Source organism: Bartonella sp. SD1336NMGDW (assembly GCF_042193565.1).
GTDB classification, from domain to species: Bacteria; Pseudomonadota; Alphaproteobacteria; order Rhizobiales; family Rhizobiaceae; genus Bartonella; species Bartonella grahamii.
This window is the reverse complement of sequence record NZ_JBHILW010000021.1, coordinates 1-12,781: the sequence shown is the minus strand read 5'-3', so window position 1 is coordinate 12,781 and position 12,781 is coordinate 1. Positions and strand designations below refer to the sequence as shown.

General features: G+C 36.8%; 7 protein-coding genes and 5 pseudogenes. 10 read left to right on the top strand and 2 right to left on the bottom strand.

The window, feature by feature from the left end; translation table 11 throughout:
• Together ACFIKH_RS08040 and ACFIKH_RS08035 are read left to right on the top strand one after the other, a co-directional pair.
• Positions 1 to 272 (top strand): annotated as a pseudogene (locus ACFIKH_RS08040) (HlyD family type I secretion periplasmic adaptor subunit); the annotation flags it as partial.
• Positions 272 to 736 carry a toxin-activating lysine-acyltransferase gene (locus tag ACFIKH_RS08035; protein ID WP_375671430.1) on the top strand — a complete coding sequence of 155 codons (465 nt, stop codon included), beginning with the start codon at positions 272 to 274 and terminating at the stop codon, positions 734 to 736. The pseudogene ACFIKH_RS08040 and the gene ACFIKH_RS08035, both read left to right, overlap by 1 nt.
• Positions 737 to 1,023: 287 nt before the next feature.
• On the opposite strand, the gene ACFIKH_RS08030 is transcribed toward ACFIKH_RS08035, so the two are convergent.
• Positions 1,024 to 1,458, bottom strand: a complete 435-nt coding sequence (locus ACFIKH_RS08030; protein WP_375670526.1) for a helix-turn-helix domain-containing protein — start codon at positions 1,456 to 1,458, stop codon at positions 1,024 to 1,026.
• Between the two features lie 65 nt (positions 1,459 to 1,523).
• On the bottom strand, positions 1,524 to 2,141 hold the full coding sequence (locus ACFIKH_RS08025; RefSeq protein ID WP_375670527.1) for a DNA adenine methylase: 618 nt from the start codon (positions 2,139 to 2,141) through the stop codon (positions 1,524 to 1,526).
• Positions 2,142 to 2,160: 19 nt separating this feature from the next.
• Between ACFIKH_RS08025 and ACFIKH_RS08020 the strand changes: the two are divergent.
• The 8 genes and pseudogenes from ACFIKH_RS08020 to ACFIKH_RS07985 all read left to right on the top strand — a co-directional run.
• Positions 2,161 to 2,745, top strand: a pseudogene (locus ACFIKH_RS08020) (tyrosine-type recombinase/integrase); the annotation flags it as partial.
• A gap of 207 nt (positions 2,746 to 2,952) precedes the next feature.
• Complete coding sequence (locus tag ACFIKH_RS08015) at positions 2,953 to 3,153, top strand: AlpA family transcriptional regulator (protein WP_007347209.1); 201 nt, start codon at positions 2,953 to 2,955, stop codon at positions 3,151 to 3,153.
• 97 nt (positions 3,154 to 3,250) lie between these two features.
• Positions 3,251 to 3,879: pseudogene (locus ACFIKH_RS08010) on the top strand (virulence-associated protein E); the annotation flags it as partial.
• Between the two features lie 129 nt (positions 3,880 to 4,008).
• Positions 4,009 to 4,299 (top strand): CopG family ribbon-helix-helix protein, encoded by a 291-nt coding sequence (locus tag ACFIKH_RS08005; protein WP_208439813.1) that lies wholly within the window; start codon positions 4,009 to 4,011, stop codon positions 4,297 to 4,299.
• The gene (locus tag ACFIKH_RS08000) at positions 4,296 to 4,568 is read left to right on the top strand and encodes a type II toxin-antitoxin system mRNA interferase toxin, RelE/StbE family (protein WP_004856836.1); all 273 of its coding nucleotides are present in this window, start codon (positions 4,296 to 4,298) and stop codon (positions 4,566 to 4,568) included. Before ACFIKH_RS08005 ends, ACFIKH_RS08000 begins: the two co-directional genes overlap by 4 nt.
• A gap of 160 nt (positions 4,569 to 4,728) precedes the next feature.
• Positions 4,729 to 5,725: pseudogene (locus ACFIKH_RS07995) on the top strand (DUF3987 domain-containing protein); the annotation flags it as partial.
• A 618-nt stretch (positions 5,726 to 6,343) separates the two neighbouring features.
• The gene (locus ACFIKH_RS07990; RefSeq protein ID WP_375671429.1) at positions 6,344 to 11,302 is read left to right on the top strand and encodes a DEAD/DEAH box helicase; all 4,959 of its coding nucleotides are present in this window, start codon (positions 6,344 to 6,346) and stop codon (positions 11,300 to 11,302) included.
• 1,243 nt (positions 11,303 to 12,545) lie between these two features.
• Positions 12,546 to 12,781 (top strand): annotated as a pseudogene (locus ACFIKH_RS07985) (hypothetical protein); the annotation flags it as partial.

The window sequence follows — 12,781 nt, the reverse complement described above, 5'->3', positions numbered from 1 at the left end:
AGTTTTCTGCCTTTCCACCTGAACGTTTCGGTGTTATCCACGGTACAGTCGTTAATGTAGGCGCTACAGCGCGCTATGATAAAGAAATTAATGGTGTCTATGCTGTTTTAATCAAAATTGACCAAGATCACATCACTTTGAATAACAAACAACTTAAATTTATCCCTGGCATGACTGTGACAACAGATGTCATTACCTCAAAACGACGGCTCATTTCTTATTTCTTTGAACCTATCACCAAAATTTTAGAACAATCTCTAAAGGAAAGATAATGTCTGTAAATGAAAATTCATCACCTTCACTCATAGATCCTCTTACAGCGTTAGGAGCTATGGTTGTTTTAATGCTTACATCTCCCTTATACCGCCGCTGGCGAATCTGGGATATAGACCGAAATTTAGGACCAGCTTTACAGACTGGGCAATATAAACTCTATAAAAATGAACGTGGAGAATTTTGCGCCTTTATCACTTGGGCTTTTTTAGATGAAAAAAATCATCAATCTATGCTTGAAAAGGGAGAGCTTTTGTCCGATGCGGATTGGCAAGGCGGAGAATATATGTGGTTTATTGATTGTGTGGCACCCTATGGACATGCTGCTGGTATGGTACGTGACATGCAGCGGCATGTATTTCCTAATCAGCATTATTGCTACGCTGTTCGACGTAATGAAGATGGTGGAATACGGAAAATTACCCGCTGGTGTTGCTATAGAGCAAAAAATCCAGCTAAATAGTTTTTCTAAAGCAAGTGCGCATAAATCATTTACCCCTCGTTTTATAGAAAAGAATCTTTTAAAAGAGTTCTCTGAGCGATAGCTATAGTAAAAGAAAGCCTTACCATATTTAGAGCTAACCCGCTACAAATAGGTGTTTTTCAGCTTACCAGACTTGCTATGAATAGCAACAGACGGTTAAGGGGATTGATCCACTCTCAAGCTGAAATTTGATTAACTAATTTCACTAGAATTGGCTGGGATACCTGAATTCGAATCTTAAATTTAATTGCAATAAACTATTGATTTTATTTATATTTTTTAAGGTTAGGGAGCATATAATTAGGTTCGGGAATAGGATTTTCAGACTTTCCTTTACAAAGCGTATTCTTTTTGCCAGCTTTCTCTAATAATTTTTTTAATAGTTCTAAATCTTCTTGTGAAATAATATTTATCAGTCTAGAAAACATACCAGCAGCTTCACATCTGAATGTATCAGAAGGCTTTATAGTGAAACTTTTACGACAAGCATCCGATTCTCTTCTCAAAATTTCTGCTACCTCTTGATCTAAAGCATAGAGTTCAATTATCTTTTCCTCTAGCCCTACAGGAACAGACTTTTTGCCAATTTCTACAGATGATAAAAATGCTACAGATATGTCTAATTTCTTAGCCATATCTAAGAGGCGTTCTGAATGATCAATGCGAAGTTTCCGTAAAATTTTACCAAAGGGTGTAAGCATCAAAAAAAGTCCTATTAGAGAAGAAATATTTCTTCTGATCCTAACAAATCTTTTTATGATTTTCTTCAATTATTGCGAATCAAGAGTTCTTTTCGGGGTGGTTTTTTATCCGTACCTGCTGTCCAAAGGGGCTCTAATTCTAAAAAATCAAAATCCCTAAAGATCTCTCGAACCGCATCACAATCATTCAGACTCAAGACAAACCTTCCTTGGATGCTTTTGAGAACTTTTGCCATACTCACAAAATCATCTTCAACAAAATTCCCAGAGCTGTAATACCTCCTCTCTACAAGATAAGGCGGGTCTAGGTAAAATAAACTGTCGGGTGCATCAAAAAGTTCGACAACTCGCTCCCACGACAAATTTAAGATCGTCGTATCAAGAAGCTTCTGTCTAACACGCCGCATCCTTGCTAAAAGCTTATCGGGATTAAATAATGTAGGCTTTTTTCTTCCAAAACTAAAAGAGACATAATCTTTTTTCCCATACATCACACAACGTTGGAGAAACAAAAAGCGAGCAGCTCTTTCAACTTTGGAAAGGCTTTCTGGTTCAATAGCCGCAAGTTCAAAAAACAACTGTCTTGAACAAACAAACCATTCTAGTCGTTTGGCTAGATCATCAAAATGGTTTTGAACGCATTGAAACAGATTCGTGATCTCTCCATTCAAATCATTAATCACGGAATATTTCACTGATCTTTTATTAGGAAAACAACGCCTTAAAGTCAAAAATTTACCTGCCATGGATTGGAGAGATGTGCCGGCTTTTTATAAAACACTTTGTCAAAAAATAACTATGACACAACTGGCTTTGCGTTTGCTTATTCTGACAGGGGTTCGTACCAATCCTTTGTGTCATATTCATAAAGATCAAGTTGATGGAGATATCTGGACTATCCCTGCTGAGAATATGAAAGGTTTGCGTGATGCTACAACAGAATTTCGTGTGCCCTTATCATCAGAGGCATTAGAAATCTTAAAACAAGCGCGCTTGTTCTCTCGCAATGATTTCTTTTTTTCTGCTACCGGTCGCGGTCCCCTTGCTGATAGTTGTATGGCAAAGTATATGAGAGAGAATAAGATTGATGCCTGCCCCCATGGTTTTCGCTCTAGTTTACGCAATTGGCTTGCTGAAACAACCGATGCCCCCTATGAGGTCGCTGAAACCATTCTAAGTCATACGGTCGGCGGTAAAGTAGAACGTGCCTATCGTCGTACTGACTATTTAGAACAGCGCCGCGTTTATATGGATAAATGGGCGGCTTATGTCACGGGTCAATCTTAAGATATGGGGTGAATAACCCCATGATCTGTGGATAACTTTCTCTCTCTTGTCTCTCATTCTTTCTCAATAAGATTCATCACGTATCACATCAGAAATTGTATGATAAAATATTGTTTTCTATAAATAAAACATCTTTCTAAATGAACCAAAATGTGGTTAATAAATAGTTATGATTTGTTACCATTTTTTGATAGAAAGGATTTTAGTATGACAGAAAATGATATTCTTTTGACAGACCGTGAAAGTGCAAAATTGCTTCATATGAGTGTCTCAACATTCCGGCGTCATGTAACCAATGGCTCTCTCCCAAAACCTTTAAAATTTGGTTTTTTATCCCGTTGGTTACAATCGGATCTTTTGAATGTAATCGAACAAGCAAAACAGCAACGTCAAAGTGACGCGGCATAAAAAAACCTTGTCACGTAAGGACGGACAAGGCTTTCTCAAACTCATCACCCTAGAGATAGCACAATCCGTCCTATGACGCAACGTTATAGGATTTAAAATGATGTGTTCTTTTAAGAATGCGCGGGGTATCACACGTGCCTTGCGTGGTACTTGGCATGGGCGTTATGGAATAGCCCGTTGCCCTGCTCATGATGATAGGCTGCCTAGCTTATCCCTTGCCAATGGACATGATGGGCGTCTTTTACTCTATTGTTATGCTGGCTGCTCTTTTAGAGAGATCATACAAGCGCTCATGAGAATTGGCTTGCTTGGAAAACAAGCCTTTTTTGATAAAGCTTATGATCACACGCTCTCTTTCTCAAAACAGTTTTGTGCTGATCTCAAACGAGCAAAACAGAAAGCAGAGAGAGTAAAAGCAATTTGGCAACAATGCCAACCAATCAAAAATACTTTAGCAGAAACCTATTTACGTATGCGGGGTATTACATGTGATTTGCCTGCTGATTTACGCTTTTACGACAAATGTTCGCACCCCTCTGGGGGTACATTGCCCGCGTTGATTGCTCTTGTTAAGGGGGCTGGTTCCTTTGCCATTCAATGTTGGGATCTGTAACAGGCGGCGCTGTGCATTTAAGTCAAGCCAATCCCAAACATCTGGTCATTTGTGAGGGCATTGAAACCGGTCTGGCTCTGCTGTCTGGGTTGTTATCAGAACCCGTTAATTTATAGGCGTCCCTTTCAACCCTATGAAAATGCAAAATAGATATAAAATATCTATTTTAATAGTACCTATTGAAGAAATAGTAAAAATACATTACATTAGAACTACTTTGTAACACATTAAGTGGTCGTAAAATGGCTGAGACGACATTTACCTTTCGCGTCGATGATGTATTAAAAAATGAATTTTCCAAAGCAGCAAAGGCGTGTGATAGATCTGCTGCACAATTATTGCGCGATTATATGCGCGATATCGTAAAAGAACAAAAAGAAAAAAGTGCATACGATTTATGGTTTCGGGAACAAGTTCAATTAGGGATAAATTCTGCTAATGCAGGTGATATAATATCTTCTGAAGAAATCGAAGCAGAAGCAAAGGAATGGCGCCTAAAAACACAAAGTAAACTCGATAGATCAACTTTATGAAGCTAATTTGGACACAAGTAGCACACGTTGACCGCAAAAAGATCCGTGAATACATATCACAAGATAATCCTTCTGCTGCCTTAAAGTTTGATCAACTTTTATCTGAAAAAGTAGAAAAACTTGTTAAACTTCCTACTCTTGGTCGTTTAGGACGAATTGTAAATACACGTGAACTTATTGTACATCCAAATTATATCATGATTTATGATATTTCAAATGGCGTTGTGCGTATTTTACGTGTGCTTCATACAAAGCAAAAGTTTCCTTAATCAACTGTATTTTTATTTATTTAGTAATTGAAGCAAATTATTTTCTACAATACTGCGCTCCGTATCAGTAAGTAATGATAGATTACTATTTTTATAATGTTGCGAATATGATTGCATAATGCACTTTGCACACCGCTTAGTTTCTACTCGTAAAAATAATGATGATACTCTTGGTAAACGACGTTTTATTATCAATGATGTCATGGTCGAAAAGCTTAGGGAACTCTTAAAAGAAACCCCCATGGTCTCTTAATGGTGCGTGATGAATTGTCTGGTTTTTTAGCAAATCTGGAACCTAAGGGATATCAAACAGACCGTGCTTTTTATCTAACGGCTTTTAATGAAGATGATCAATTTACCTATGACCGTATCGAGCGTGGAACCATTTTTATCCCTCATGTCACTTTATCTATGATTGGAGGCATTCAACCCTCACGAATTATTCCCATCATTCAAGCAATACAGCGTGGAATAAACGATAATGGTTTACTGCAACGCTTTCAAATGATTGTCTGGCCCGATGACAATAAAGAGTGGCAATTGGTTGATAAACCACCCAATCAAGAGGGGTGGCAAAAGTATGAAGGAGTTTTTCGCTCTTTTCGTGATAAACGCTTAGGGTCTCCCGAACAACCACTGATTATGCGTTTTTCTCCTAAAGCACAAGTGAAGTTTTATGAATGGTTCGAGCATCTTCATAAAGAGGCAAAAGGAGGTACGCATTCAGAAAGCTTACAATCGCATCTTTTAAAAATGCCAAAGACCATAGCAAGCCTTGCGTTGATTTTTGAACTTCTTGACACTGGTCGTTTAGAAATTGGACTCTATGCCATCACAACAGCGTTGCGTTGGACAAGTTATCTGCTAAGCCATACCAAACGTCTTTATGCGGCGGGAGATACATTATAACAGCAGAGCGTGCAAAATTAATTGTCGAGCGTTGTAATCATTTATCTGATGTTTTTACAGCAAGGGATATCTATAGACGGTGTTGGCGTTCTTTAAAAGACAAGGAAGCTGTGAAGCAAGCTTTAGAGCTTTTATGCCGTTGTAACTATATTCGTGAAATTTCTGAAGAGAATAATGGCTTAGGTCGGCGTCCTGATAGACGGTATGAATGGCATCCTTTCGTCAAAAGCAACAACATAAAACAATAAAGAAACCTCTTTTTAAGTCTTTAAAACATCACGCAAAACTCTTTTAATGGCATTCTCATCAAGGAACCTTTCTCCCCCAAAATGATCTGAGTGGCTTTGTAAAAAGAGTTTTGTCATTTTTGTCAGTTTAGTCAGTTCATTCTAGCCCCTATAGCATTTTTTTCAAATGGTAAAAAAATAAAAACATTATATTTCAATAGGTTAGTATCTTTAAAACATAACTCATATCAAGAGTACAATCTTTAAAGATAACCAATGATGTGAATTGATTAAAACTTGTCAGTTTGTGTCTGTAAATTGAACTGACAAACTAGATTATTTTAGTGAATCATAAAACCTATCAAAATACTCATTCTGATATTTTAAAGCCCATAGTATATTTATCTTGATTAACCCGTGAAACGAATAGCAAATTTCACTATTTTGCTGATCTGCTCTCTCTCATAGGCTGTGGATAAACAGCCTTTAAAAAACCTTTTGAAAAAAATTTATCCGCTTTTGAATGACTTTACCTCTTCTGATACTCGCTATTTATCCTAAATGGATTTAATTGACTTCATTTCGATTCTTTTGAAGAGAATTAATCAATAGAATATATTGTCATGGAGTCTGTTCTTTATGCTTCGCCCTCATCATTCTGATAATGAACACGTCACTTTACGCTCTCTCTTAGAATATTATCGTCAACGAGCTAAATCACCCCGTGAATTAGGAACATTGTTTGAAAACCTTATCATGGCTTATTTGACAAACGACCCGCTTCAAAAGCAAGAATACGAAAAGGTTCAAACCTATTGTGAATGGGCTAAAGAGCATGGAGAAGATGGAACTGATATTGGTATTGATCTGGTGGCTACAGTCCGTGATGAAGGTGGCTATGCGGCTATTCAATGTAAATGCTATGATGCCTCTCACATAATTAAAAAAGAAGATATTGATAGTTTTATAGCAGCTTCTGGCAAAAAGATCTTCACGCGTCGTATTCTGATTGATAGCACCGAAACAGATTGGAGTGACAATGTTGAACTAACTTGTGAGGGGCAAGAGGTTCGTATTCAACGCATAAACCTTTTTGATTTAGAGAACAGTCAAATCGATTGGGGGGCGTATAAAAAACAAGGACAAGCCGTTCTTAAAGAGCAACCCAAAAAAAAGCTTTTAGATCATCAAAAAGAAGCCCTTGAGAAAGTCTGTGAAGGTTTAAAAGAAGCAGACCGTGGCAAGCTGATTATGGCATGTGGTACGGGAAAGACTTTTACAAGCCTTAAGATAGCAGAACACATAGCAGGAACAGGCAAGCGTGTGTTGTTTTTGGTGCCCTCCCTTGCTCTCATATCTCAAACAATTCGTGAATGGACAGAAGATACAGAAGTACCCTTGCGTTCCTTTGCCGTGTGTTCGGATACACAAGTGGGAAAACATCGTAAGAATAAAAATGATGCTCTTGAATTTGATAGCTCTGATCTTGCCTTGCCGGCTACCACGGATGCAAAAGAACTGGCTAGTAAAGCGGGTAAGGTTTCACATAATCTGATGACCGTGGTCTTTTCCACTTATCATTCAATCCAAGTGATTTCGGATGCACAAAAAGACCATAGTTTACCCGAATTTGATTTGATCATCTGTGATGAAGCGCATAGAACCACTGGGGCTTCATTGGGAACTGAAGACAATGAATCTGAATTTATCAAGGTTCATGATAACAGCATCATTCGAGGTAAAAAACGGCTGTATATGACAGCAACGCCCAAGATCTTTACCGATGATGCCAAAAAGAAAGCCGATGAGATCAATGCCGTTCTAGCTTCTATGGATGATGAAGAGCTCTATGGAAAAGAGCTTTATACCTATACCTTCTCAAAAGCCGTTCAGAATGAACTCTTAGCACCTTATAAGATTATTGTTTTGGGTGTTAATGAAGAGGAAGTAAGTCAATCCATTCAACATCTGATGACCGATGAAAATTATGAACTTATTCTTGATGATAAAACCAAGATCATAGGTTGTTATCAAGCCCTTGCCAAAATAGATCTAAAAGTTGATCTAAGTGATGACCCCAATCCCATGCGGCGGGCTTTAGCATTTTGTAAAGACATTAAAACTTCTGAACGTATCCGTGATACCTTCAATTCTCAAGAAATACAGGAAGAATTATTTAATCTTCATCAACTCTATAAAGATACCCCGCCTCTTCAGTGTACCTTTGATCATATTGATGGAACACAAAGTGCCAAAATGCGCAATAAAGCCCTTGATTGGCTTAAGGAAGATGTGGGGGAAAATACTTGCCGTGTGCTCACCAATGTTCGCTGTCTGTCTGAAGGGGTGGATGTGCCTGCTCTTGATGCCATTATGTTTTTACATCCGCGTAAAAGTTATGTGGATGTGATACAGGCGGTGGGGCGTATCATGCGCCGTGCAAAGGGCAAGAAAAGAGGCTACATCATTTTACCCGTTGGGATCCCTGCTGGGGTTTCTGCTGAACATGCTTTACGCTACAACAAGAGATACAAGGTGGTCTGGAAAGTGATCAATGCTTTGCTTGCTCATGATGAGAATTTTGAAATCACCCTTAACCAGATGATTTTGGGGCAAGATGTTAGTGATTCTTTGGAGATTGTCGCCTTAAAGAGCATGACCGCGGTTGAGGATAAACTTCATATCCATGAAAAATCAGAACATATGGGGCTTGAGATTGGAAAAGCCGCTCATGAACCACAAATTATTCATAGCGTAACAGGAAGATTACCTTTTTATAAAGAGTTTCCCAATGCTTTGAAAACCCTTATTGCAAAGAAATTTGCTATTGCGGATTATTGGGAAAATTGGGCAGGCAATGTTGCTGAGATTGCTCAAAATCATATCACGCATCTTCAAAACCTGCTTGCTGATGAAAACAGTGAAGCCTTTCATGCTTTTGATGCATTTCATAAGGAATTAAAGAACAACTTAAACAGTGAAATAAAGCAAGAGGAAGCCATTGAGATGTTAGCGCAACATCTTGTCACGCGTCCCGTGTTTGAAGCCTTGTTTGAAGGAAATGAATTTGTGCAAAACAATGCCATTTCGCAAGCAATGGAAAGGATCTTAACAGAACTGGATAAAACCAATATCGAGGAAGAATCCAAGGAATTACAAGAGTTTTATAACAGTGTAAAGCTTCGTGCTTCTGGGATTACCTCGCCTTTAGCAAGGCAAAATCTTATTATTACGCTTTATGAAAGCTTTTTTGCCAAGGCATTTAAGAAAACCACGGATAAGCTTGGGATTGTTTATACCCCCGTTGAGGTCGTGGATTTTATCATTCATTCTGTTGATGATGTGTTGCGTAATGAATTTGGAAAAAGCCTAGGATCACGGGGGGTTTCTATACTTGACCCCTTTACTGGAACGGGTACCTTTATCACACGGTTATTACAATCGAATCTCATAAAACCAGAGGATATGGCATATAAATTCCGTCATGATATCCATGCCAATGAGATTGTTTTGCTTGCCTATTACATAGCAGCGATTAACATTGAATCGACCTATCATAGTCTTATGAAAGGTGAGTATATCCCTTTCAAGCATATTGGTTTGGCTGATACGTTTCAAACGCTTAAAGAAAAAAACTTGATAGACGGTATACTCAAAGAAAACAGTGAATATTTAGAACACCAGAAAAATCTGAACATCAAAGTTATCTTTGGTAATCCCCCTTACTCGGTAGGACAAAAGAATGAAAACGATAATAATCCCAATATATCTTATCCCATATTAGATGATCGTATTCGTGAGACTTATATAGCTAAATCGAAAGCAACTAGTACGCAAAAGTTATATGATAGTTATATCCGCGCTATCCGCTGGGCTAGTGACCGTATTGATAATGCTGGGGTAATCGGCTTTGTCACAAATGCCGGTTTTATTACTGGACATTCTATGGATGGTTTACGCAAATGCCTCGTTGAAGAATTTAGCAGCCTTTATATTTTCCATTTACGGGGGAATGCACGGACTTCTGGAGAACAACGTAAAAAGGAAAGTGGTGGCATTTTTGGTGAAGGATCTCGAGCTCCCATAGCTATCTCTATTTTGGTTAAAAATCCAGAATCTCAACAGCGTGGCAAAATATATTTCCGTGATATTGGAGATTATCTCTCGAGAAAAGAAAAGCTTATAATAATAGAGTCTCTTGGTAGCATTGATGGTATTACACGGAGCAAACAAGGTTGGCAAATAATTACACCAGATAAGTACAGTGATTGGCTTGATCAACGTGATGACAGTTTCAAAACATTCTTAGCTATGGGTGTCAAAAAGGGGCATGATAAAAAGCTCTTTGAAACTTATTCTCTTGGTGTTTCAACCAATCGTGATGCTTGGACGTATAACTCAAGCCGTGAATCTGTAAAGAAAAATATGAATAACATGACTGCCTTCTATAATAATGAGGTAAAACGTTTAAATAATACCTATTCACATGCTGATCGTACAGCACGTGCAAAGGTCGTGAATGATTTCGTCAATTCCGATGTAAGAAAGATTAGTTGGAGCAGTACTCTTAAGAGAGAATTATTAAGAGGTAAATTTTCCGAATTTGAAGATAAATGCCTTATTCAAAGCCTATACCGTCCTTTTACACAACAATGGCTTTATTACAATAGCGTCTTTAATGAAGCAGTTTATCAAATGCCGCGGATATTCCCGATAAGACAAGCGGTTGATAATAAGGTGATACAAATTACAGGTATAGGAGCAAAGAAAGACTTTTCTGTATTGATGACTAAAGCTTTGCCTAATTTAGATTCAATAGAAAAAGGTCAATGTTTTCCACGCTATATTTACGAAGATACTACGGTTTCAAAAAATAAAAGTGAGAAACAATCCCATTTGTTTACAAACTCTATAGAGGAAAACAAAACAGCTGGTTTACAAAGGCGTGATGCCATTACGGATGAAGGGTTAGAACATTTTAAAGTAGCTTATCCTAATGAGACTATCACTAAAGATGATTTGTTCTATTACGTTTACGGTTTACTTCATTCGGAAGATTATCGCGCCCGTTATGCTGATAATTTATGCAAAGAATTACCTCGCATTCCTTGCGTAAAGAGTGCTGATGATTTTTGGAAATTTGTGACAGCAGGGCGTGAACTCGGTCATTTGCACGTGAATTATGAAACTGTAGAACCTTATCCAGTGACCTTTAAAAAGGGTAATCCAAAAGTTACAGAGATCTCTAATCCCGAAAAATTCTATTACGTTACAGAAATGAAATTCGCTGGGAATAGTAAGGAAAAAGATAAATCGATTGTTTTTTATAACAGCAATATCACAATAACAGATATCCCTCTTGAAGCTTATGAGTATATCGTCAATGGTAAACCCGCTCTTGAATGGGTTATGGGGCGTCAGTGTGTAAAGACTGATAAAAAGAGTGGTATTGTGAATGATGCTAATCGCTATGCTGTTGAAACTGTTGGCAACCCTGCTTATCCATTAGAGTTGTTTCAGAGGGTTATTACCGTAAGTTTGGAAACAATGAAAATCGTGAAAAAACTACCAAAATTAGAAATAATAGAAACTGAATAACTTAAAAGCATGCTCACATTATAGGCATGCTATCTTACAAGGGGTATAGATTTATAACTGTAATCTATATCTCTCTTGTTAAGTTGATTAGATACAATCTTTAAAAAGAGTGCTTATATGCGTTATTCTAAAAAGAAATCATTTGCACTTTTAGATACTCTTATTTGGATTGCCTTTAAAAGATTATATCGTAATCTAAAATGATAGCTTTATCCTTTTCAAAAGCTTTGTTTAAACAGAATTATGTATATTCATTTTCTTATATTACTTATAGGTTTTGAATGTTTCTACCCCCCCAAAAAAAACCTACAAAAACATATAGCATTAGTTGAATTTATAGGTTGTATTATTAATATAGGTTGTTTTTTTTGAAAAATAGATAAAACTTAACAACTTGAAATATAATGATTTTAATTTTCTCTCATTTGAAAAAAATGATATAGGGTCTAAAAAGAACTGACAAGACTGACAAAAGTTTATTAAAAGGGATTTTGCTCATCTCTATAATGATCAGTTTCTATTGAGATGTTTTCATAACAAGCAATAAATCACAATTATCCTATTTATCATTTCTCTTATGAACATGAAAAATGATGCCATGGCTATAAAGAACATAACAGCTATAGAGAAAGCAAAAATGCAAATGAAAGCATTTGTTATAAGAGCGCGGTGCTATTAAGGTCGTTTAAATTAAAGCCCCTTATAAACAAAATTCACAAAAAAAATTAAAATTCATTTAGTAAAAAAACTGATAGGTTATAAAGATAAAAATACGCATTATGAGAGCGTTTTTAAATATTATAAATGTATAGATTCAGAAAATAACGCAATCGTTTTATAAAGCCCATAATATAGCTTTAAAAGCACATAAATATAAAATAAGCTCTTGATAAGAACATGATAAATATTTACACATAATGAATTTAAAAAACATAAAAAATATCAAAAAAGATAAAATATTAATTGACAATAAATACGTATTTTGTTATATGAACACTCAAGTGATTAGAAAACACTTTGAAACGACAAGCGGATAGATTACGAAACAATCTTTCCAAAGCTTTAAAAAATTGGCTATCTTTTATACTTTTGTTAGTATATGAGAATTTTGTCGGGTGTGTTTACACCATACAATACTCTTTATGAGAAAAATGTAAGCAGCGGACTTGTCGCCGTGTTTTCTAGCGCCCGACGCCCTTATAGGGTTGTCAATAGAAAATTTAATTACGACAAGGTTTTAATTATGACAACTATATCAAACAACACCCCCGTTATCTCTAATATTGCAAATGAAACCGCGCCTGTTAATCAACAAGAGCCTGCAAAAAAATACGAATTTACCAATGAAAAATTCACTTTTGATGGTCTTACTTTACACCGCATTCGTGCTCTAAGAGATTTCGATGATGTTAAGGCGGGGGACCTCGGCGGTTTTATTGAAAATGAAAGTAACTTATCCCATGATGGCAATTGCTGGGT